General features: G+C 47.2%; 23 protein-coding genes. 13 read left to right on the forward strand and 10 right to left on the reverse strand.

Annotated features, from left to right (window positions below):
- Positions 1-20 precede the first annotated feature (20 nt).
- Positions 21-1,676 (reverse strand): phosphoglucomutase (alpha-D-glucose-1,6-bisphosphate-dependent), encoded by a 1,656-nt coding sequence (pgm, locus tag Q1B11_RS04310; RefSeq protein ID WP_299728140.1) that lies wholly within the window; start codon positions 1,674-1,676, stop codon positions 21-23.
- Between the two features lie 768 nt (positions 1,677-2,444).
- Here pgm and lamB point away from each other — a divergent pair.
- A complete protein-coding gene (gene lamB, locus Q1B11_RS04315; protein WP_299728143.1) occupies positions 2,445-3,983 on the forward strand; it encodes a maltoporin LamB in 1,539 nt (512 codons plus the stop codon).
- A gap of 170 nt (positions 3,984-4,153) precedes the next feature.
- On the opposite strand, the gene Q1B11_RS04320 is transcribed toward lamB, so the two are convergent.
- Together Q1B11_RS04320 and amrS are read right to left on the reverse strand one after the other, a co-directional pair.
- Entirely contained in the window at positions 4,154-4,588 is a 435-nt protein-coding gene (locus tag Q1B11_RS04320) for a YkgJ family cysteine cluster protein (protein WP_299728146.1), read from the reverse strand.
- A 121-nt stretch (positions 4,589-4,709) separates the two neighbouring features.
- Positions 4,710-5,816, reverse strand: coding sequence for an AmmeMemoRadiSam system radical SAM enzyme (gene amrS, locus Q1B11_RS04325; protein WP_299728149.1), 1,107 nt, complete (start codon positions 5,814-5,816; stop codon positions 4,710-4,712).
- A 267-nt stretch (positions 5,817-6,083) separates the two neighbouring features.
- On the opposite strand from amrS, the gene amrB reads away from it, so the two are divergent.
- Both amrB and amrA read left to right on the forward strand, forming a co-directional pair.
- Entirely contained in the window at positions 6,084-6,875 is a 792-nt protein-coding gene (gene amrB, locus Q1B11_RS04330) for an AmmeMemoRadiSam system protein B (RefSeq protein ID WP_299728152.1), read from the forward strand.
- Between the two features lie 80 nt (positions 6,876-6,955).
- On the forward strand, positions 6,956-7,528 hold the full coding sequence (amrA, locus tag Q1B11_RS04335; protein ID WP_299728155.1) for an AmmeMemoRadiSam system protein A: 573 nt from the start codon (positions 6,956-6,958) through the stop codon (positions 7,526-7,528).
- Between the two features lie 55 nt (positions 7,529-7,583).
- Here amrA and Q1B11_RS04340 read toward each other — a convergent pair whose 3' ends face one another.
- Positions 7,584-7,733, reverse strand: a complete 150-nt coding sequence (locus Q1B11_RS04340; RefSeq protein ID WP_299728158.1) for a hypothetical protein — start codon at positions 7,731-7,733, stop codon at positions 7,584-7,586.
- A gap of 117 nt (positions 7,734-7,850) precedes the next feature.
- On the opposite strand from Q1B11_RS04340, the gene Q1B11_RS04345 reads away from it, so the two are divergent.
- Complete coding sequence (locus tag Q1B11_RS04345) at positions 7,851-8,132, forward strand: hypothetical protein (RefSeq protein WP_299728161.1); 282 nt, start codon at positions 7,851-7,853, stop codon at positions 8,130-8,132.
- A 71-nt stretch (positions 8,133-8,203) separates the two neighbouring features.
- On the opposite strand, the gene tyrS is transcribed toward Q1B11_RS04345, so the two are convergent.
- Positions 8,204-9,511 (reverse strand): tyrosine--tRNA ligase, encoded by a 1,308-nt coding sequence (tyrS, locus tag Q1B11_RS04350; protein WP_299728165.1) that lies wholly within the window; start codon positions 9,509-9,511, stop codon positions 8,204-8,206.
- 470 nt (positions 9,512-9,981) lie between these two features.
- Between tyrS and Q1B11_RS04355 the strand changes: the two genes are divergently transcribed.
- The 3 genes from Q1B11_RS04355 to Q1B11_RS04365 all read left to right on the forward strand — a co-directional run bounded on the left by Q1B11_RS04355 (position 9,982) and on the right by Q1B11_RS04365 (position 13,512).
- Positions 9,982-11,394, forward strand: coding sequence for a peptidoglycan DD-metalloendopeptidase family protein (locus Q1B11_RS04355; RefSeq protein WP_299728169.1), 1,413 nt, complete (start codon positions 9,982-9,984; stop codon positions 11,392-11,394).
- Between the two features lie 8 nt (positions 11,395-11,402).
- Positions 11,403-12,500 (forward strand): anhydro-N-acetylmuramic acid kinase, encoded by a 1,098-nt coding sequence (locus tag Q1B11_RS04360; protein WP_299728172.1) that lies wholly within the window; start codon positions 11,403-11,405, stop codon positions 12,498-12,500.
- Positions 12,501-12,573: 73 nt separating this feature from the next.
- On the forward strand, positions 12,574-13,512 hold the full coding sequence (locus Q1B11_RS04365; RefSeq protein ID WP_299728175.1) for an L-lactate dehydrogenase: 939 nt from the start codon (positions 12,574-12,576) through the stop codon (positions 13,510-13,512).
- Between the two features lie 59 nt (positions 13,513-13,571).
- Here the strand turns inward: Q1B11_RS04365 and erpA are convergent, their stop codons facing one another.
- From erpA to Q1B11_RS04380, 3 genes are all read right to left on the reverse strand, one after another.
- Entirely contained in the window at positions 13,572-13,925 is a 354-nt protein-coding gene (erpA, locus tag Q1B11_RS04370) for an iron-sulfur cluster insertion protein ErpA (protein ID WP_095211465.1), read from the reverse strand.
- 278 nt (positions 13,926-14,203) lie between these two features.
- Entirely contained in the window at positions 14,204-14,647 is a 444-nt protein-coding gene (locus tag Q1B11_RS04375; protein WP_299728182.1) for a polymer-forming cytoskeletal protein, read from the reverse strand.
- Positions 14,619-15,389, reverse strand: coding sequence for a DUF6776 family protein (locus Q1B11_RS04380; RefSeq protein ID WP_299728185.1), 771 nt, complete (start codon positions 15,387-15,389; stop codon positions 14,619-14,621). The genes Q1B11_RS04375 and Q1B11_RS04380 overlap by 29 nt, the downstream gene beginning before the upstream one ends.
- A gap of 213 nt (positions 15,390-15,602) precedes the next feature.
- On the opposite strand from Q1B11_RS04380, the gene Q1B11_RS04385 reads away from it, so the two are divergent.
- Positions 15,603-16,223, forward strand: coding sequence for a CDP-alcohol phosphatidyltransferase family protein (locus Q1B11_RS04385; RefSeq protein ID WP_299728188.1), 621 nt, complete (start codon positions 15,603-15,605; stop codon positions 16,221-16,223).
- 117 nt (positions 16,224-16,340) lie between these two features.
- Positions 16,341-17,297, forward strand: a complete 957-nt coding sequence (locus Q1B11_RS04390; RefSeq protein WP_299728191.1) for a GNAT family acetyltransferase — start codon at positions 16,341-16,343, stop codon at positions 17,295-17,297.
- Between the two features lie 79 nt (positions 17,298-17,376).
- Here the strand turns inward: Q1B11_RS04390 and Q1B11_RS04395 are convergent, their stop codons facing one another.
- Positions 17,377-18,750, reverse strand: a complete 1,374-nt coding sequence (locus Q1B11_RS04395) for a bZIP transcription factor (RefSeq protein WP_299728194.1) — start codon at positions 18,748-18,750, stop codon at positions 17,377-17,379.
- A 216-nt stretch (positions 18,751-18,966) separates the two neighbouring features.
- On the opposite strand from Q1B11_RS04395, the gene Q1B11_RS04400 reads away from it, so the two are divergent.
- The 4 genes from Q1B11_RS04400 to Q1B11_RS04415 all read left to right on the forward strand — a co-directional run bounded on the left by Q1B11_RS04400 (position 18,967) and on the right by Q1B11_RS04415 (position 22,208).
- Positions 18,967-19,728 carry a tyrosine-protein phosphatase gene (locus Q1B11_RS04400; RefSeq protein ID WP_299728197.1) on the forward strand — a complete coding sequence of 254 codons (762 nt, stop codon included), beginning with the start codon at positions 18,967-18,969 and terminating at the stop codon, positions 19,726-19,728.
- 235 nt (positions 19,729-19,963) lie between these two features.
- Positions 19,964-20,851, forward strand: coding sequence for a ribosome biogenesis GTPase YlqF (gene ylqF, locus Q1B11_RS04405; RefSeq protein ID WP_299728200.1), 888 nt, complete (start codon positions 19,964-19,966; stop codon positions 20,849-20,851).
- Positions 20,852-20,934: 83 nt separating this feature from the next.
- Positions 20,935-21,573, forward strand: coding sequence for a thioredoxin domain-containing protein (locus tag Q1B11_RS04410; protein WP_299728203.1), 639 nt, complete (start codon positions 20,935-20,937; stop codon positions 21,571-21,573).
- 50 nt (positions 21,574-21,623) lie between these two features.
- A complete protein-coding gene (locus Q1B11_RS04415; protein WP_299728206.1) occupies positions 21,624-22,208 on the forward strand; it encodes a disulfide bond formation protein B in 585 nt (194 codons plus the stop codon).
- Positions 22,209-22,341: 133 nt separating this feature from the next.
- On the opposite strand, the gene Q1B11_RS04420 is transcribed toward Q1B11_RS04415, so the two are convergent.
- Positions 22,342-22,734, reverse strand: coding sequence for a type IV pilin protein (locus Q1B11_RS04420; RefSeq protein WP_299728209.1), 393 nt, complete (start codon positions 22,732-22,734; stop codon positions 22,342-22,344).
- Between the last annotated feature and the right edge of the window lie 25 nt (positions 22,735-22,759).

Consider the following 22,759-nt stretch of genomic DNA (forward strand, 5'->3'; position numbering starts at 1 on the left):
CGACCATTCCCGCCCTAAAACTACACGCCGCTGGCCTTAAATACTTCTGCCACCATTGCTTTTGCTTCTTCCTGAAGGCTTGCCAAATGTGCCTCCCCATCAAAGCTCTCGGTATAAATTTTATAAACCGACTCAGTACCTGAAGGCCGAGCTGCAAACCAACCTCTGTCAGTCACCACCTTCAAACCGCCGATGGCTTCCCCATTGCCTGACGCATGGGTCAATCTTGCTGTTATTGGGTCGCCCGCCAACGTGCCCGCCTTAACCTGATCCGGGTGCAATGCAGAGAGCACCGCTTTCTGCTCACTGTTTGCCGGTGCTTCCAATCGCTGATACACCGGCGCACCGTATTTTTGTGTAAGCGCATGATAATGCTCGCCGGGATCGCTTCCGGTCACTGCGGTGATTTCTGCTGCCAGTAGTGCCATGATGAAGCCGTCTTTATCAGTACACCAAGTACCACCATCCTTTCGAAGAAAACTTGCGCCGGCACTTTCCTCGCCACCAAAGGCCATTGAGCCTGTTGATAGCCCGTCCACAAACCACTTAAAACCAACAGGCACTTCAATTACTTGCCTACCCAACCCAGCAGCCACCCGATCGATCATCGCACTGGAAACCAGTGTCTTGCCAATGGCTGCATCAGACGACCATAACGGACGATGTGAGTATAAATATTGAATGGCGACAGACAGATAATGATTCGGGTTTAATAATCCATGGCTGCGGGTGACGATACCGTGACGATCAAAGTCCGGATCATTTCCGAAGGCAATATCAAAGTTATCCTTCAGCTTAATCAAACCGGCCATTGCACATTCAGATGAGCAGTCCATCCGGATCTTGCCGTCTTTATCCAGATGCATAAATGAAAAGGTGGGATCTACCTTTTTACTGACCATGGTCAGATTCAATCCATAACGCTCAGCAATCGGTTCCCAGTAATAAAGCCCTGAACCTCCCAATGGATCAACACCGATGTTCAACCCGGAACCTGCAATGGCTTCCATATCCAACACATTCTCAAGATCCGCAACGTAGGGCGTTACATAATCGTATTGGTGCACTTTTCCACTTTGCAGCGCCTGATTGAACGTCACCCGCTTAATACCGGCCAGCTTATCAGCTATCAAATCGTTGGCACGATGTTCAATCCATTTTGTCGCTTCCGTGCCCGCTGGCCCACCGTGGGGTGGATTGTATTTAAAGCCACCGTCTTCCGGCGGGTTATGGGACGGCGTAATAACGACACCATCCGCCAGTGCTGAATGCTCGCGGTTATAGCAGACAATGGCATGAGAAATAACGGGCGTGGGCGTGTAGCCACGATCTTTATCGATCATGATCTCCAACCCATTGGCGGCAAACACTTCCACCGAACTGATTAACGCCGGCTCAGAAAGCGCATGGGTATCCATGCCCACAAAGATGGGGCCTTCAATCCCTTGAAGGCGTCGGTATTCACAAATAGCCTGGCTAATGGCAAGAATATGAGCTTCATTAAACGAGCCATTAGCTGCGGTGCCCCGATGGCCAGAAGTACCAAAGGCCACTTTCTGCTGACTGATGCCCAGATCCGGAGTGTTCAAGGGAATAACAGTGTAATAGTCACTGATTAACCGTGGAATATTGACCAACTGATCGTCGCTTGCGGGTTGACCGGCAAGTGGATGCATAACCGTTCCTCAATCCATTAAATCAGCCTGCCCACTGCACACAAACACCTGCAAACACACAGGATCGGAGCAGGCTCTTCTTTACTACAAATAAAAGTTACAAAATCAGAGTTACAAAGCAGGTACAAAATAAGCAAACATCATACCCATCCGCGGATACCGCGTCATATGCGACAATTGCTGACTTATTTTTATTTTCCTTGAATGTGATAATTTGCGGTTTTCCCGCTAACCACCACTGACTAAAAAACAGACACCCCAGCTCACAATATACGAAATACCTGGACGCTCTGAGCCGTCTACCTTACAAAGTGCGACGCACAAAAAACATCACCATTTTTTTGCCCTATTCTAGACCCTGAACTAAATTCTTAGGAGTCTCCGCAATTGTACGGAGCATTATAAACAGGATTACCTACAAACTTTCGTCGAAGCTGGTTCAATTATTTCAGTCAGCATTTTTTGTACGACGTTATACCAATGGCGCTTTTAAATTTTGGAGCGAGCAAGTTATTTTGGGCGACTGGGCAAGGCGAAGCGACGAGTCATAGCCTTAGCTATGGCGAGGAACTTCAACGCAGATCCATTCGATCAAAATGGCTGCACAGCCCATAATTTAAAAGCAGAATTGGTATTATATTACTACTTACTGCACGGATGGCAGGCCGCACTTTTACACATTCACACTTGGCTCTCTTTTTTATGTAGCCTTACTCTTTCAACCAGAAGGCGTAAGAGAGAGCCGGAGAACGAAAAGGTAGGCTAAACATGCTCTCCAGGCATTTATCCGAACGCCCTGACAGTACTGAACCACAGTTAAACCCTTTATCCGCTATTGTTTCTTCACTGACTCGGCTGACCTGCCAATGCTGTGGGGTGGTTGCGCTGGCTTCTGCTTCTGCGGGGGCGATGGCTTCCTATAGTGGTGATGATATCGATTTTTCGGCCTATGCACGCTCCGGGATTGGTAGCACTAATAAAGGTGGCGAGCAGCTGTGTTTTAAAGCGGCCGGAGCTCCTTCAAAGTATCGTCTGGGGAATGAGTGTGAAACCTATGCAGAGCTGAAATTTGGTGCCAACCTTTACGACCAGAACGGTATAAAGTTCTATCTGGATACTAATGTCTCCTATGTGACCGCTGGGCAAGCAGATGAAGGGGATACAGATACCACACTCCGTGAGATGAATATTCAAGCGACCAATGTTTTTGGAGATGCATTACCTGGTGCAATGCTTTGGGCTGGTAAACGGTTTTATCAGCGCCATGATGTACATATGATCGATTTTTATTATTGGGATATGTCAGGACCGGGTGCTGGTATTCAGAATATTGATATTGGGATGGGTAATTTGGATGTTGCCTGGGTTAGGAATGATACGCAGTTTGAGGCAACAACATTTTATGAATACACCCCATCGACTGGAGTGATAGATTCTGCGAATCCACTTTATCTTACAACTCAAAAGTCCAAACCAAACAAAAGTGTAACAACGAATATTATTGATATCCGATGGAATGATATCCGCCTGACCGACGCACTCTCTCTCGAACTGGGCTTAGATTATGGTAAAGGCAGCCCTGAAAAAAAATGGGAGGATTCACAAACAGAAAAATATAACAAAGACGGCTGGATGTTTACTGGTGAGCTTACGATGAATATATTGGGCGGAAGCAACAAGCTTGTTGCACAATATGCTAATGATGCGATGACCGCTGCAGGTATAGGTGCATCTGGTTCAGGTTTAGAAACCAACAAAAACTTAGATGGCGATAAATTCTGGCGCATCTTAGATCACGGTGCGATCTCTCTAATGCCAAAGCTTGATGTAATGTATGTCGCTGGCTATACAGAAGTAAAAAATGATAAGTACAATGACCAGCTAGGTGCTGCTCAAAATCAAGATAAAGTAAAGTGGACTACTGCAGGTATACGCCCTTCCTGGAACTGGAATGATGTAACGAGTACGGCTATAGAACTTGGCTATGACCAAGTAAAAACATCTTATTTGACAGTACCAACAACAAATAAGAAAGCTAGCAGTGATACAAAAAGTAAACTTACGAAAGTGACCATTGCCCAGCAGTTCCACCCATCGTTTGGCAATATGGTTAGACCACAGATTCGTGCTTTTGCCACATATGCGAAGTGGGATAAGTTATGCCCAAGCGGTGTTACAGATAAAACAACATGTAGCGTTAAAGGGTTGGAATATGGTGGTTATACCACCGAAAATGAAATCAAGAACACCTTTGGCAGCACTTCAGATGGATGGACATACGGTGCTCAAATGGAGATCTGGTTCTAACATCTAACTACCGAGCCGTAGGTCGGTAACCCAAAGGGTTGCCGACAATCAGCACCTACAAGCCTGCGAGATGTCGGCAATTCCTTCAGAATTACCGAACTACAGGTTTTGCGGCAACCTCGGAGCATGAGAGCTCATACATGGTTGCTTCCAAGAGCATCAAACACAACCTACCAAACCCCCAACCTCACCTGCTCCACTTCAAACTTAGCTTGTCGCTTATCCCAATGCTTGAAACGTTTACGACAATAATCGTCCAACTCATCAAAGGTCTGAAAATACAGTTCACAACCTTCGTCGATGGGGGAATCAAACTCACAGGCTTCATGGCTGTGTTCCCGGCAAATAATAGGCCGGCGTTCATAAATACCACAGCGATTATCCGGCAATAAAAACTGACAACGGGTCTGGCACAGTAGAAACCAGCCATTACTATCTTTAAAAACATGAACACCCTGATGAGCCACTTGCCAAAGCAGCGTATCAAAAGAATAAATCGATCGAGGGGTGTCGATTTCCTGAGTGATATAAGAACAACAAAGGGCAGTGCACTGCTCACATTTGTTGGCTTCGATCACGTCCTTGATGGGGATTCGATTAGCCATAATGGGATTTTTTTTGAGTTCATCCTGAAATCATTATTTTTATAATACGTTTCAGAGTGAATTAAGCAAACCAATCTATGAATGAAGCAGCGTAGACATCAACGCGAGCTGATAGTTCCAATCAGGAAACCATTTTGACCGGAACACGTCGACTGCCCCATGTGCCAGGCTGTGATTCAAACACCCCGGCAACCGCTGCACCACAGTTCTGGCAAGCTCCCTTGCCTTCTGATGCATCAATCCCCCACGCACCCAACACATACCAATCCCGCTCAAGCAGCACGCTGTTGCATTGGTGGCAGTGCGTGCTGCCGCCTTTACTGTCGTGAACATTGCCCGTATAGGCGTATCGTATGCCGCTATTCAGGGCAATCTGCCGTGCTCTGGTGAGCGTAGAAGCCGGTGTTCTGGCATGGTTCATCATCTTCCAGTCCGGATGAAACGCGGTGAAGTGAATGGGTACATCCACACCCAGATTTTCAACAATCCACTGGCACATGGCGTGTAATTCCTGGTCGGAGTCGTTTTCTCCGGGAATTAATAGCGTCGTTAATTCAAACCACACCGAGGTTTCGTGCTTTAAATAGAGCAGGGTTTCTAACGTCGCCTGCAATGATGCGCCGCAGATTTTTTGATAAAAACGTTCCGTGAAGGCTTTTAAATCCACATTGGCGGCATCCATGTATCGAAAGAACGCTTCTCGCGGTTTGTCACACATATAACCCGCCGTTACGGCGACGGATTTCAGATTCCTTTCCGCCGCGGCCTGGGCAACATCAATGGCGTACTCCATAAAGATCACCGGATCGTTATAGGTAAACGCCAATGATCGACAGCCGGTTTTTGCCGCAACGGCTGCCAGTTGTTCCGGTGAAGCTTGATCTGCCAAGGTGTCCATTTGGCGGGATTTACTCATATCCCAGTTCTGACAAAATTTACAGGCAAGGTTGCAGCCAGCAGTTCCAAAGGAAAGCACTGGAGTACCCGGCAGAAAATGGTTCAGTGGTTTCTTTTCAATGGGATCAATACAAAAGCCGCTGGAGCGACCATAACTGGTTAACACAATCTGGTCATCTTCACAGGCTCGAACAAAACAGAGCCCTTGTTGCCCTTCTCTCAGCTTGCACGCTCTTGGGCAAACATCACACTGGATTCTGCCATCATCCAATTTATGCCAGTAGTTAGTGATTACATTACCGGCAGGTGTTGTCTCTCTCTGGGCGATCATTGCCTTTGATCCTCAATCCATAAGACTATGATTATAGGTACTGCTATCGACCGCCGTTATTAGAAGCTGTTTATGATCTTTTGTGAATAGCGAAAACGAGGAGAAAATGTTCCTGTTTTTCAGTTTTTTGAGGCGCATAGTGGCGCTACGCAACGAAGAAAACTGAAAAACAGGGGCGTTTTATCATCGTTTGCAGCTCGCAGAAAGATTGTGAACAGCTTCTTAGAGGATGCACGTTTAATTCTTCCAAAACCGGGGAGTTACATCATGAACATTCGCCAACCCGCCGTTGCCGGGACCTTTTACCCCGGCTCGCCAGATACTCTTCAGGAAATGGTCACCACCTTACTGGCAGAAGCGCAACCGCGAGACCTTTCACCGAAGGTGATGATTGTTCCCCATGCGGGTTTCATCTATTCCGGTCCGGTGGCCGCCAGCGCCTATCGCTTGCTGGAATCTATGAGAGACACAATCTCCAGAGTGGTTTTACTTGGTCCTGCCCATCGGGTTGCGGTTCGAGGAATGGCGGCGCCTTCGGTGGAGGCTTTTGCGACGCCACTGGGCAATATTTCATTAGATACGGAAGCCATTAAAACATTGAGCGCCAATAGCCACGTGCACATGATGGACAAAGCCCATCAGTTTGAGCACAGCCTGGAAGTGCAGTGCCCCTTTCTACAACAATGCCTGAATGATTTTAAATTAATCCCCATCGTGGTCGGTGATGCCTCGCCCCTGGCGGTGGCAGAAGTGATTGATCAACTGTGGGGTGGCGATGAAACTCTGATTCTGATCAGCTCCGATCTCAGCCATTTTCATCATTACGAAGAAGCCTGCATTCGTGATAGCAAAACGGTAAAAGCCATCGAGCAATTAAGCGCCAATCTAACGGGTGGGCAGGCCTGTGGCTGCTATCCTGTGAACGGCATGCTGACGGTTGCTCAGCGCCGGGGAATGGAAGTGATTACGCTGGATGTGCGCAATTCTTATGATACCGCGGGAGACACTGTTGCGGATAAAAATAGGGTAGTGGGATATGGCGCTTTTGTTATTCAGTAGCAACGCCTGATGAACCATCCAGTAAGCAATGGATTTGACGATAAAAAGCACAATCGGCTACCAATACCAGGACTTCCATTTTGCAGATCACACCATCGGAACACGACAAACAAGAATTACTGAGAATTGCCCGCAAAACCATCAGTAAAGGGTGTTCAGGCTTGCCCCCGGAGCTGGAATCACAGGATGATCATCTATCCGATCTGTTTAAAGAGCAGGCTGCCTGTTTTGTCACACTGCAAAAACAGGGAAACCTGCGAGGTTGCATCGGTTCAACTCAAGCCCACAGAGCCTTGTTGGATGATGTGGTTCATAATGCCTTTGCCAGTGCGTTTAGAGACCCAAGATTTCCACCCGTCACAGAAAGTGAGCTGAGCGAGATTTCTGTAGAAATATCCATTCTGACTCCCCAGGAAAAGATGGACGTCAGCGATGAGCAGGATCTGCTGAAGCAGATACGCCCAGGGAAAGATGGCTTGCTCATTCGAAACCCTCAGTATTCAGCCACCTTTCTGCCTCAAGTCTGGCAACAGCTTCCCAACCCGAGACAGTTTCTTGCACACCTGAAAAACAAAGCCGGCATGGCGCCAGGTATCTGGCCCCAGGATATGGAATGCTTCCGCTATCAATGTTTAAAGCTAGAAGAAAACTAACAAGACAAAAGAGCCATTTTTTGAACTTTCCACGTCAAAACCTATCTACTGTCACTTACTCAAGATAATCGCAGTGAACAGGCAGTAGATCACTTTCTCTACATTGTTTTATCAAATATTGAGTTAAAGCCTGAAGCAACGCGCTGATCACCACTTTGAATAGTGTGCGATCGTTGTGTTTGCCATGGTTGGCAAAACGAAGCATCAACAGCCCCTGGCAGATCTTTCATATAAGGACAAAATCTACATGACTAGTGACCACGCTCTTCAATGCTGCCCCCCTTTGCCTCCTTTCCCGCCCCGAAAAGAGGTACTGGAATATATGTTATTGGGGGGAGCTGTCAACGCACTGGGAAATGCCGGGTTATATACCGTTACCACCAACGCCTTTGGTGGTCAGTTTTCAGTGGGGCATCTGGCTAAACCCATGATCGAAGGATTCCTGACAGGTGCAACGTTAACCAACCTTGCCGTGACGTACCCAAAGAGTATTTACTACGCTTATTGCCTTGCAGAAAGTGCAGTTAGAATCATTCCAAGTGAGGAGTGTGGTGGTTATATGATCTATTCGAGCCGTAATACTGCTTCTACGACACCGGTCTGATAACATACTATTGAAATACAAAGGTCACCATTCCCATGGAGAACCATGAGAATGGAGGACAAGTGGAGCAATCAGATTACTTCAAATAGAAAGTGATTTTTCTTACCCAGCTTCACCAGGAAGAAGCGGCCGTACATGGCTTTTTCTGCAGCAAAGCATTCTGGCAGATTCATGTTATCTGCCGCGCCGCGAGCCTGACCATTGAAGAATACTGCATTGTTACCAAGGGCATCCTTCACCTGTTTGCCTGATTTCACCATGCCAACATCGGCGAACAGTTGCGTCATGGCTTTTTCTGCCAAACCTTCTCGCTCGATGGTAGCGCTTGGCAGACCATCCTGCTTCAGCTGTTCCATATCCGCCTCAGACAAGCTAGAGATATCTCCGGAGAATAGCGCTTCGGTTATACGAATTGCGGCTTGTAAACCGTCCTCACCGTGCACCAGACGTGTGGCTTCACGGGCAAGAATCTGCTGGGCTTCAGGGCGTCCCTGACGTTCAGCATCGGCTTTCTCGATCGCATCAATCTCTTCCATGGACAGGAAGGTAAAGAACTTCAGGAAGCGATACACATCGGCATCTGCCGTGTTCATCCAGAACTGGTAGAACGCATATTGGGAAGTTTTGCTCGGATCCAGCCAGATCGCACCACCTTCGGTTTTACCAAACTTGGTGCCATCGGATTTGGTGATCAGCGGTACCGTTAAACCAAAGGTTCGAGCTTTGTTCTGACGACGGGCCAGATCAATACCACCAACAATATTGCCCCACTGATCGCTACCACCGACCTGGAGGGTACAATCGTGACGACGATTCAACTCGGCAAAGTCCATTCCCTGCAGCAACGCGTAGGAGAATTCGGTGAAAGAAATACCGGCACCTTCACGGTTCAGACGCTGCTGAACGGATTCTTTGTTGATCATGGCGTTGACCGAGAAGTGCTTGCCAATGTCCCGGAGGAAATCGAGGACATTCAGTTCTGCCGTCCAATCCAGATTGTTGGCGACAATGGCAGAGTTATCACCACAGTCAAAATCGATAAACTGGCTGACTTGGCCTTTGATTTTCTCGACCCAGCTAGAAACCACGTCTGGCGTATTCAACTGACGCTCAGCGGCTTTAAAACTCGGATCACCAATCAAACCAGTAGCACCACCCACCAGCGCGATAGGCTTGTGACCAGCTTCCTGAAAACGTTTAAGTACCAACAAAGGCACCAGATGACCAAGATGAAGGCTGTCTGCAGTGGGGTCAAAGCCACAATAAAGCACCCGTGGCTGTTCACTGAGATGTGCATCCAGTTCTTCAACCGCAGTGGTCTGCGCGATCAACTGGCGGGCTTGCAAATCATTAAGCAACGGGTTCTGACTATCGGACATGAGCTTTTCCTGCACACAATCAATGGTTCAACGTTCAACCTTTAGCTATCGCTGAACACTTAAAATCAAGCCGCTCAAAATACAACAAAACGCCTCAAGAACAAATGCCTGCTCAGCAATATTGGAAAAGAAGTAAGAAAAAGAAAAGGGAAAGAAGACCCTTTTTGGCAGATAATTCGTGATAAGGCCAGAGTAAACCCAGAGTAAACATAGTGTAATGGTCGTCATCCGTGTTCTCAGATACTTTTATGATGTGACCCACGATGTGAAATTGATCACACCTTCTGGCACTAGATGAAGGAGAATCAGTAACTTTTCAGACATTTAGATCAAAAAATGATCTGGATCAGCATTTAACGAAGCTATTCTGACAGATCTTTATGTATATATGACTTCTGAGTTTTTTTATCGTTATAATTTGAATATGTACCATTAGATTTTGCATATTAAACACAGCGTTAACACCTTTAATGAATAAAGCCATCCTTAGAGGCGCTACTCGAACGAACAAGCGCCTGAAACAGTTTCCCAAGCGACACTTGCTACTGGCAAGTTCCGTCGCAATTGGGGTCATGGGAATGATGGCTCTGCTGCCTTCTTCAGATGTTGAAGCGAAGCGTTCCGAAATTCCGATGACCATCGACGGTGTCGAGCCCTCTGCTGACACTAACCTGCTCACCCCTGGTGATCCATCAAACACCCCGTTCCTGACCAGCAAAGAAGACAACAAGGCTCAGGAAGAAGCGAAAGCGCTGGCACAAGCAGCCTACGATCTGGAAAAACAACTGGGTCAATGGCACAACGTCACGATCAAAAGTGGCGATAGCGTGGCTGCCCTTTTCTCTAAGCAAGGTCTAAGCCCCACTGTTGTTTATCAGGTGGCGAGCACACCAGAATACGGTGACCTGCTGGCACGAATCCGCCCGGGGCAAAGCCTGGACTTTCGTATCAACGATCAGGGCATACTGACCCAACTGAGATATGTGCAATCCAAACTGGACAGCATCTTCTTCACAAAAGGTGATGAGGGTTATCAGGCCGAGTTGGTATCGCTGTCTCCTGAAGTTCGCCCAACTTACGCCAGCGGAACTATCGAAAGCTCTCTATTTATTGCCAGTCAGAAAGCCGGTTTATCCGACAATCTGACCATGGAACTGGCCGGTATTTTTGGCTGGGATATCGATTTTGTACTCGACATCCGCAGTGGCGATTCTTTTAACCTGATTTACGAAGAGAAGTATCTGGATGGAGACAAACTGGGCGACGGTAACATTCTAGTTGCCAGCTTCACTAATCAGGGCACCACCTACACCGCCATTCGCTATACCGACAGCAACGGCGACTCGGGTTACTACACCCCGGATGGCAATAGTATGAGAAAAGCCTTCCTGCGAACGCCGGTTGATTTCACCCGCATCAGTTCCCGGTTCAACCCAAACCGGCTGCACCCGGTCTTCAAAACCAAGAGGCCTCATCGCGGTGTTGATTATGCAGCACCAACCAATACCCCAATCAAAGCTGCAGGCGATGGACGGGTAAAATTCTCCGGCCGTCAGAATGGTTATGGCAACGTCGTCTTTCTGGAACACCCCAACAATATTGTCACAGTCTATGCCCATGCGAATAAGCTGGCGGGATTGAAAAAAGGGCAAAAAGTGCGTCAGGGCCAAATCGTTGCTTATGTCGGTCAAACTGGCTGGGCAACCGGGCCTCACTTACATTATGAGTTCCGGGTCAATGGCGTCCATCGTAACCCCATGACTGTTAAGCTGCCTGATGCAGCGCCGATTGACAGTAAAGAGATGGCCAGCTTCAAGAAAGTGTCTGAGCGCATGGTTGCGCGGCTTGATAAGCAAACCGAAACACTGGTGGCTACCCAATAAGGAAAACCATGCCAGATATTTATGTAGGTCTTATGTCGGGTACCAGCCTCGATGCCATGGATGCCGTTGCTGTTGAATTCGATAAAGACCACCCCAGAGTTCTGGCAACTCACTCCTTGCCATGGCCAACAGAGCTGCGGGCTAAAATCCAACAGCTTTGTCAACCTGGTGATGATGAAATACGCTTGATGGCAGAAGTTGACCCGGCCATTGCCCGGGTCGCTGCTGATGCCGTCAACGCTCTCCTCAATAAAGCCTCGTTAAAACCTGATCAAATCCAAGCCATTGGCAGCCATGGGCAAACCATCCGGCACATGCCAGAACTCGGTTACACCCTGCAAATTGGCGATCCGAACCTGTTAGCAGAACTGACAAACATCACGGTAGTTGGTGATTTTCGTCGTCGAGATATGGCCGCTGGCGGTCAGGGTGCACCTTTAGTGCCCGCTTTTCACCATGCTATTTTCACCAGCGACAGCGATCGGGTGGTGGTTAATATAGGCGGCATCAGTAATGTATCCATTCTTCCTGCCGGCAGCCGTCAGGTAAGCGGTTTTGATACTGGCCCCGGAAATCTGCTAATGGATTATTGGTGCCAAAAGCATTGGCAAACACCTTTTGACGAGGGTGGTCGACATGCAGCAAAAGCAATGTTTAACCCGGAGCTCTTGGCAGCGTTACTGAGCGACCCTTTTTTCCATCAGGCTCCACCTAAAAGCACTGGGCGTGAGCTGTTTAATCCGAACTGGCTTGAATCCCGATTAAACGACTTTAGTCATTTATCCCCGGAAGTGATTCAGGCCACTCTGTGCAGCCTGACAGCAAGCTGCATCGCAGACGCCATTAAACAATACGCGCCAGACACCACAGAACTCTTCACCTGCGGTGGCGGAGCCTTCAACCTTACATTGATGGCTATGCTTCAGGAGCTGCTTCCAAACGTAGTCATAAACTCCACCAATGCCCTGGGCGTTGATCCACAATGGGTTGAAGCCATTGCCTTTGCATGGCTGGCAAAGCAGCGTATTCTTAACTTGCCAGGCAACCTTCCTGAAGTCACTGGAGCCAACAACCTTCGGGTTCTTGGTGGTGTTTATCCTGCCTGACGCTCCATCCCCATTTAACTATACTGGCAATACACGACACCTTTCTAAAGTTTCAGTCTGCAGGTAACCCTCCATGAACATGAATAAAATCGGCGTTATAGGCACAGGCTTTGTGGGTATGGCCGCCGCCTACTCTCTCTTCCAACAAAAACTGGCCAACGAAATTGTTCTTGTGGATAAAAATGAAGGCCGCGCCCGTGGAGAAGCATTGGATCTGATGCACGGTCAGCCTTTGGTCGGGCGCTGCGAAGTCAGTGCTGGCGATTACTCCAGCCTGAAAGGTGCCGGTATTATTGTGATTTGTGCGGGCGTTGGCCAATCAAGCCCGGATGAAAGTCGCTTGGAGCTACTCCAACGAAACATCAAAGTTTTTGAGAGTATCGCAAAAGAGCTGGACCACCATGCGCCAGAGGCCATGCTGCTGATTGCCAGTAATCCGGTGGATATTCTTACCCACGCGATGCAGGACTTAAGTCAGCGGCCAAATAATCTGGTCATTGGTACGGGTACGTTGTTGGACACTTCTCGCTTTCGCACGCTGCTTTCCTCCCACTACCACGTATCGCCTCAGTCGGTGCATGCCTATATTCTTGGCGAACATGGCGATTCAGAAATTCCGGTCTGGAGTTCTGCCCATGTTGCCGGCCTTGGCATCAGAGGCAACACCATCAACGGAGTAGACTATAACCCGCAGGCTCTGGCTGAGATTGCCTCCCAGGTTAAAACCGCCGCCTACGACATCATTGCCAACAAAGGTTACACCAACTGGGCAATTGGCCTTGTGATCGCCAATATCATCCGCACTGTGCGGAACAATCAACGTGCAGTTCTACCGGTAACGGTTCGCCTGAATGGAGAATACGGTATCGAGGACGTCTGCCTGAGCCTGCCAACGATTATCGGCAGCGATGGCGTGGAAAGCACCATCACACCAACGTTGGACGATGATGAATTGGCGGGTATTCAAGAGTCTGCCAGTACATTGAAAGCATCAATGGCGAAGCTGGTTTAATACCCATAAAAAAAAGGCCTGATGAAAAATCAGACCTTTTACATTATTCGCCCCCAAGGCTAGATCGAAAAAGACGACCCACAACCGCAGGTGGCTTTGGCATTCGGGTTTTTCACCATAAATCGGGAACCTTCCAGCCCTTCTTCATAATCCACCTCAGCGCCCACCAGATACTGATAGCTCAACGAGTCAATCACCACCGGAGCGCCATCTCTGAGAATTAAGGTGTCATCATCCGCCATTTGATTATCAAAGGTAAAACCATACTGAAAACCAGAGCAGCCACCGCCGGTGACGTACACCCGCAGCCGCTGGTTTTCATCAGTTTCATCCGCCAGCAGCTCACAAACCCGCTTGGCCGCAGCGGCTGTAACACTGATTGGATCAGGCATCACTGTTTCTACTACGCTCATTGACCCTCCCGCGCCGCCGCAAATTATACCCACCGCCTTTCAAGTTGCTACATTGTTGTCAGCGTTCGCTCACCCCGATCACCTACTACTTGTAGGCTCACGGGACCCGAGGGCCTAAAGGCTTCGCTCTCTTGTCGCCTAGTAGCAACTTGAAATCCAATGGGTATATTAAGTCCAGCAGCCCGTTAATTCCTCATCTGGCGGACATTATCAAAGTAACCGACTATTTTAGTCAACTACCAATCACTACTCATCAACCTTCAGTCTCACTCTCAACGTCAACTATCTGCTTCAAGAGCGATATCCATTTCATGCTCGGAGCTTTGAGTATTTTCCAGCAACTGAGGCCCTGCAAAACCACCATTCGGGTGATACTCAAGGCTACCGTTCACTTGAGAACCCTTGGTCATTTCAATCACACTGTAGAACACATTACCCGTGATCACAGCGCGGGATGCCAGTTCCAGATGCTCCTCAGCAAATACATTGCCGCGGACATGGCCATCAATCACCACACGCTGGGCACGGATATCACCTTCAATCGCTGCACTGTGAGCGATGGTAAGAATACCGTGCTCCGCAGAGATATTACCTTTCACCCGGCCTTCGATATGTACGGTGCCAGAGAAGTTGATATCACCTGTAATAGCGGTTTCAGCAGATATCAGAGTCGTGCTGCCACTTTTTACATTACTAACCGTTTCTTTGCTCTTGCTGAACATCCGCTACCAGCTCCTTATCCCATTGATAAACTTGCTCAAAACTTTGTTTGATGCCGCTTGTTATTTGTACAACAACCTTTATATCGGAAGGCTCAAACCCTTTCGGAAGCGTGAAATCCAAATAATCCCGATCTGCTGGCAATGCCTGGAAATAACGAAAACCCAATCGAGTAGAGACCTCACTGTCGCCGGCCAACTGCTGCAGGGTTAACGTCTGCTTCTTGCCATCCTTTTGACCTATCACGGTTAAAGACAGCGTACCTTTCAGAAAAGGATTACTTCTAGCCACCTGAGACACCACCAGCCGCATTCTAAAACTGCCTGTTACTTCGCCCTGTTGCAGGCTGAAATCGGCAATCCGAACACCGGTAGAAGAATCTTCTGGCGCCAGAATATTTCTAAAGAAGGAGAGCTCTTTATGCAACTGCTCCTTCTCTTCTTCCAGCTTGCGAACCATCAGCCGGACATTATTCACAGCATCCTTGTCCATTTTTCCGGAACTTTCCAGAATGGTCAGACGCTGCTTTAATTCAACATTTTCTTCCTGAAGTGCCTCAGCCTGAAGCACCAACAGGTCATTCTTCGCTTGAACTGCATCCAGAGTCTGATCGGCATCGCTGCCACCGTACCAGTAGGCAATCCCCCCCAGAACGGTAAACAATACCAGCAGCACCAGACGAATCAGTCGGTCGCGTTTAGGGTCGTGTCGTACAACCTTGAGTTTGCTACTGTCGAAGTGCAAGGAAGTCCACCTTTTCAAGCTATCGAATTCTATCCAGCTATCTCGCTGCATCTATTGTTTAGACGAGCATTATTATGAAAACTTTAACCGTGGCAATATACACAAGCTAAAACGACTTAACAAACAAGCTGATAGCAAATTCAATTCAGCGCATTATTCTAACCACCCGGGTTATGATAATGATCACTAAACCCTTAAAGAAATACACTCACAATGTTTGATAAATGGACGGCGCCACTGGTACAAATACCGCTCAAACAGATTGCTCTGAAAGCGGACACATTTGGCATCACTCCCAATCAGGTCACTGTCGCTGGTTTTTGCATGGGCATGCTGGCCATCCCTTTACTGGCAATGAATGCCTACTCATTGGCACTAATAGCCATTGTTATTAACCGTATTTTGGATGGGCTCGACGGCGCTCTTGCCCGGCTCAACCAGCCAACAGATGCCGGCGGGTTTCTGGATATCACCCTGGATTTTATTTTCTATTCCGGAATCGTTGTAGGTTTTGCTCTGGCCGACCCAACGAATAATGCACTGGCAGCTTCCGTCCTGATTTTTTCATTTATGGGTACAGGTTCCAGCTTTCTGGCGTTTGCTATCATGGCTGAAAAACATCAACTTACCGAACCACATTTTAAGCACAAATCACTTTACTATCTCGGTGGTTTGGCTGAAGGCACTGAAACCATACTCTTGTTTGTGCTTTTCTGCCTGTTCCCACATTACTTTTCCATTTTGGCCTACAGCTTTGCGGCCATTTGCTTTTTAACCACTTTTTTACGAATCATAGGTGGCTACAAAAGCATTTCTCTCGCCGAAAACGAATGATTGCTGGTATTAATTGAGCATGGTTTCCTAATATAATGGCGCCCGATAACAATACTCAAAAAGACAGCTGAAGCCAGAGAAGCTGAAGCTCGCAATAAGAAAAATAGAGACAATGTCATGGAAGTAGTAGTAAGACATGCCGAACAATCGGACCTCAAAGCCATTGGTGAATTATTAAGCCATCCGGAGGTCACCCGCAACACCAGTCAAATCCCTTATCGATCGCAGTCCTACTGGGATAACATGTTCGATATAAACGACAAAAACCACATACAGCTGATTGCTCATTCAGGTAACGAAGTGGTTGGTCACCTTGGGTTAATCATTAACCAGAATCCAAGACGTAAGCACTGCGCCAGTTTCGGCATTACCGTTCGCCACAACGCCCAGGGCAAAGGCGTTGGTAAACAGTTAATGACCACGATGGTAGACCTGGCCGATAACTGGTTGAGCCTGACCCGTATAGAGCTGGATGTATATACTGACAATCATCACGCCATCACACTTTACGAACGCTTTGGCTTCGAAGTAGAAGGCGAAAGCCGCTTTGATACCTTTCAGGATGGTAAGCTGGTGAACAGCTTCCGTATGTCCCGGATATCTCCCGATTATAAATCGGAACTATCCCATCCGCTGCCAAGCAGAATTAAAGATCAACACCTCGCCATTCGAAATTTTGACATCGCCGATACAGAGTCAGTTATCAATCTCTGGCAACAGTGCAATCTCACGGTGCCACAAAATAACCCGAAGAAAGACATTAAACGCAAAGTGGCCATAAACGACGGTTTGTTTCTAGTAGGCCTGATCAACGGTGAGATTGTTGCTTCCGTAATGGGTGGCTACGAAGGTCATAGAGGGTGGGTTAATTATCTGGCTGTTTGCCCACAGTGGCAGAGAAACGGTTTTGGCAGAGAACTGATGGCCGATCTGGAAAAACGCCTTATCGCCATGGACTGTCCAAAAATCAACTTGCAGGTACGAACGTCAAATCAGCAAGTGATCGCATTTTATCATTCTCTAGGTTATAAAACCGATCGGGTAACCAGTCTAGGAAAGCGGCTCATTGATTGAGCCGCACCTCATTGTTAGTAATATACCAGCATGCAAAGATCCTTAGCTGGTATATTGTGCTCAAGACTTACGCATCCCCCTACTTTTTTATCCCCAAAATTAAATGAACCACAGCAGAAAGCTTATCTTTTTCTTTTTTTAATATTTCAAGCTCATACAAAAACCCCTTATTTTCTTCCTCTAATTCATGAATTTTCGCTTCTAGTTCTTTTATGTGTTGTATATTTTTCTGCCGCGAACTTCGGGAAGCGGCATTGTTCTTGATTCGATACAGTTTGTATTTTTCTTCTTTCGTCAAACTTGAAGTGGAAGGCACATCCTCTTTATCAATTGTTAAATCTGTCACTGGCCCTCTGGCTAACAGCTTCATACCCTGGGCAGAATGATCACCGGATGTTTTTTCTGGCATAGAGGTTTCGACACTAAATCGTCGCCTTCCCATCTTACTAGCTCCATTGGCATTATTATATTCTTTCACTTCAATACTGTTATATATATTTTTTCCGCCCTCCCTTTCGACAATGATTGTCCTTCTATATTTCCCAGCCTCATATTCTGTTTGAAATGCATCTGAGTCACTGACAAAAAAATCATTTCCAAATAATCCCGGACATTGGTTACTATCAGCTGTATTTTTAACGCTTATTTTTTGATCACCCGGACCATTATCGAACAATAACGACTCCAGAGAATTTATATCACACAAGGAGGCTGATTCCGAACAGTTCAACTCCCCAGGTTTCAAAGGTGATAGTGAAGATTGCAACAAGGGCGATAAACCCAGCGGAGAGCCTCCCCCCCATTCTCCCAGAGGGAAATTAGATCCAAACAGTTCCATTGGTTTTTCTAAATCTGAATAAGCTTCATTGTTACCACCAAAAAGTGAAAAATTTGCGCTATCAAGTCGTGAATAAACAGGGTTTGGATCATAATGACCTACCTTACCACCACGACCTTGAACATCAACGCCTTCCAGTTCACTCGCCGTTCGCTTTCGGTTCACGTCATGAGTCTGTTCCAAAGCTGGCTGAGCTCCATGCCCTATAGCCTGAGAAAAATGATTATACACACCCAATGAATTTTCACATTCAGCCCCTGGATAAGAATTATTCAGAGTAGTTTGTTCCCCAATAGCTTGATTATACGTAGGAAGAACCGGGGCTTTAGCTACTGGAGGCATATTCAAGCTCAGTGAAGGTGCCGATGAAGTATGTTTTTCAGCTACAGGTACGGAAACAGGAAATTGCTGACCAGCCTCTTTGAATGCTCCCATTCCGACAACGTTATATGAGTTGTGCGCCTCAACAGGAACAATATGAACAGTTGAATCATTCCAACGTCCATCACAATAATCACTTGCTTTTTCCACACCACCATCGGCATTCAATCCACTGCCCGAATCTATTTGATAGCGCTTGTCACGCGTACCATGAAGGCTTGAGAATCCATACATAATCAGCACCTCTTTAAATTTCTTAATTATTGATTAGACCACGTACCCCGAAAATTAAAATCTATCACCAATACGGTACGAGGCCATATATAACAGTCAAAGAGTGAAATTTTTCAAATTTAGTTCCAATTAAAGATGAATTAATTCAATACCACATGAAACTACCCAAAATAAAAAGACTCTAACTTTCAATTAATCAAATGAAAAATGGTGATTATGCGTATATTTCAGAGGCTTTCGTTATATCTATTACTGGCGCTATTATCCATTAACGTCTGTGCAAACACCCCGCCAGCAACCGAAGCTTTGGAAAAAGCCCACTTCCATCAGCATGAAGAACACTTCAGCCCAAGAAAGCTAAGGCTGGTTGACATAAACCATCATCACAGCAATTTCCTCTTTCGAGGCAATATGCCCCTTTCCCATAACCACTTTGCTTATGACGAGCTGATGGATTCCATGTCCCATGAGCTTGAGAAAATCCATGGTGCTGAGCTGCCACCCAATCTTTTAATTCTTGATATTTCACTGCTCAATACTGTGGTCGAATCTTCACTTCTCCGCATAGAAGAACATTACGCCAGAACCCACCCAGACCGCTTACTCCTGATCCATCACCCAGTTTACGGCGCCCTTTCCAGCCCTGACCATCATCACCACGCACTGGCACACCATCTGGCACACATCCCTTTTCTAGAGGGGACATACCGACTGGTAGAATCACTGCACGCGCATATGAGCCGCGACTATGGCAGACCTGTTGCTGTTTTTGTGCACTGTAAGGCTGGAAGCGATCGAACAGGAATGGTTATTGGCGCTTACCAGATGTTGTATCTGGGCATGAGTTATCGTGAGGCTATACAGCGGGCCGAAGAAGTGGCTGGCCGTCCTATCAAATATCTACAGCATAACGGTCTGAAGTGGATGGCTCATTATTACCGGGATGTATTAGGCATTCATACCGTTGGAGAGATCTAGGAGCCTGACCGAGAATAGGTTGCCCTACTGCGGTGGTAGTAAATTGGCCTAAAAAATCTGTTTTGTTCAGCAAATAGCACCACTATTCACTTCACAAAACAGATTTTTTATCCTCAATTTTCTACCATCCTCGCTACGGGCGCTATTCTCGGTCAGGCTCCTAGCTTCTTATTTTGTGTACGCCCCAGACATAGTAGAATGGTGGCCTTTCAATCGACCAAAGACTCACTGAACCATGGCAATCAACTGGTACCCCGGCCACATGCACAAGGCCAAAAAAGAGATCCGGGAAGAGATTCCCAAGATGGATCTGATTATTGAGGTACTGGATGCCCGACTGCCCTTCAGCAGTGAAAACCCCATGGTGCCATCACTGCGTGGCGATACACCGTGCATCAAAATACTCAATAAGAGCGACTTGGCAGACCCGACTATTACCCAACAGTGGGTCGAGCATATCAACAACACCTCCGGCATGAAGGCCATCGCGGTCAATCTGAAACAGCCGGATAAAATCCGAAGTATTCTGGACATGGCGCCCTCCATGGTGCCAGATCGCAATCTGGACGTTAGCCAGTTAAAAGCGTTAATCCTCGGGATTCCCAACGTCGGCAAATCCACCACTATTAATATCCTTGCCAACCGAACCGTAGCTAGAACCGGTAATGAGCCAGCTGTGACCAAACAGCAGCAGCGGATAAAACTGCCCAACAACATTATTCTGCTGGATACCCCCGGCTTCCTATGGCCCAAACTGGAACCGGAAGATTGCGGCCTTCGTTTGGCTATCAGTGGTGCCATCAAAAACACCGTGATTGAGTTTGAAGATGTGGCGATGTATCTGGCAGAGTTTATGCTGGAACATTACCCAGAAAATCTCAGCAAGCGTTACCAGATAAAAGACCTGCCGCAAACGGGCATAGAACTGTTCGATATGATTGGACAGCGTCGTGGCTGCATGCGCCGTGGTGGGATTGCGGATACCCACAAAGTGTCGGAAATCCTGATCAATGAATTTCGTGATGGTCAGCTGGGTCGTATCACCCTCGAAACCCCGGCCATGGTGGAAAAAGAGCAAGCACTGCTGGCTGAAACAAGAGCGCTGAAAGCTGCCAAAAAATGATTTACTTGCCCTTGAAATTCACACTTTGAAATAGTGTTAAGATCAAGGGCTGATTTTTACAGGACTAACGGACAATAGAATCAATGAAGAAGTTTTTTTCTGCCCTTTTCTTCCTACTGCCGATGATGGCATTTGCTCAGGCTGCACAAAGCAGTGCGTCACCATTTCAGGAAGGCACTCATTACACTCTGATTGAAGGCCTTCAGGCCAGTTCACAACCAACAGTTACCGAGCTTTTCTCTGTCTATTGTGGTGGCTGTTATAAATGGGAATATGGCCCACTTAACGAACTAAAGAGTTGGTTAAGCAGCCAGAATATCGGGTTTAGCCAGGCACATATGGACTTTATGGGCGGCTACGCCAAACAAGCCAGCACCGCTCTGGCGATTACCCAAAACACGCCACAGTTTGCAGCAGTAAAAAAAGAACTGTTCAACCGCATTCATGTAGAGCGTAAAGGGGATTGGACGAACGATGCCGAGTTTTTCCAGAGTATGGAAAAAGCGGGCTTAAGCGAAGCGGATTTCAACGCTAAGAAAAACAGTTTACCCGTTGGTATGACACTGATGCAGTGGAACCGTTATGGCGAATTTGTGCATTCAGTTCCAAGTTTTATGGTTAACAACCGTTATCTGATTAACATGGGCAGCCTTAAGTCTTATGATGAGCTGAACGGTTTGATCACCTATTTGTCATCACTTCCAGTGAACAGCAAAAAATAAATCGCCAAGGCCTTCTCTTAATGGAGGCCAACCAACCAAGGATCTGACTTTTGGCAGACACAACTACCTCTACACTGTCCAAAGTGCTGCAGGACATAAAAAAAAGCCCCTTGCAGACCGTTCACAACTGGCAGAATTCCCGTATCACCTGGCTGATCATGCTGGGAACCGCACTTTTCCTTGAGCTCTGCGCTCTTTATTTCCAGTACGTGATGAAACTGGACCCCTGTGAGAAATGCGTTTATCAACGACTAGCCGTGATGATACTGGTTATTGCGCCGGCGCTGATGATGATCTCACCAAAACAAATGTCTCTCAGGCTAGCAGGTTACGGTATTTGGATTGCCGGTGCCGTCTATGGTTTGAAAGAAGCCCTTGGCCAACTGGCCGATTACGGCGAATTCAACCCCTTTACATCCAGCTGCAGTTTAAAACCAACCTTCCCATTTGATCTGCCATTATACGACTGGTGGCCAGGTATGTTTATGCCAACCGGGCTTTGCGGTGCAGATGACTGGCGTTTTCTGAGCCTGAATATGGCGGAATGGATGGTGGTGATTTTTTCGATCTATCTAGCGGCAGCGGCAGTTTGTGTGGTGAGTTGGATTTATTGTGCGTTTTTTAAAGAAGCTTGAGGGTTGGATAAAAATTATCGTAGATCGGTAACCCGAAGGGTTGCCGACAACAACTCGATTGAACCGCTTGAAAGGTGATTCCATTGTCGGCAATCCTTTCATGATTACCGACCCACTGCACTGACCAAAACCATCACCAATGGGTAGAAGGGGTTTTCACACCCAGATGGTTAAAAGCAATATCCCCGTCTCCCGCCTGAGCACCCTGAGCCGTAGCCGTTAAAGTAAAGCCCGTCACACAGTTGCTGGATGGACACGTAGCAGCAATAGAATAAAAACCATTCTCCGTAATAAACGGCGATGCACTCATACCCACATCCGTCAACGTGGTGCTATAGGTTTTATTATCCATATAATACTGCTCCTGCAGAGCAGCGATTTTCATCAGTGCGGTTTGGGCTTCTGTACGACGACCTTTCTTTACATATTCCTGATAAGAGGGCAGAGCGATAGCAGCAAGAACACCGATAATAACCACCACGATCATTAATTCAATGAGCGTAAAGCCTTTTTCCCGAACAACCATAATCTATTCCTAATCAAAGCGGCTC

Source organism: uncultured Endozoicomonas sp., from assembly GCF_947495845.1.
Lineage (GTDB): Bacteria > Pseudomonadota > Gammaproteobacteria > Pseudomonadales > Endozoicomonadaceae > Endozoicomonas.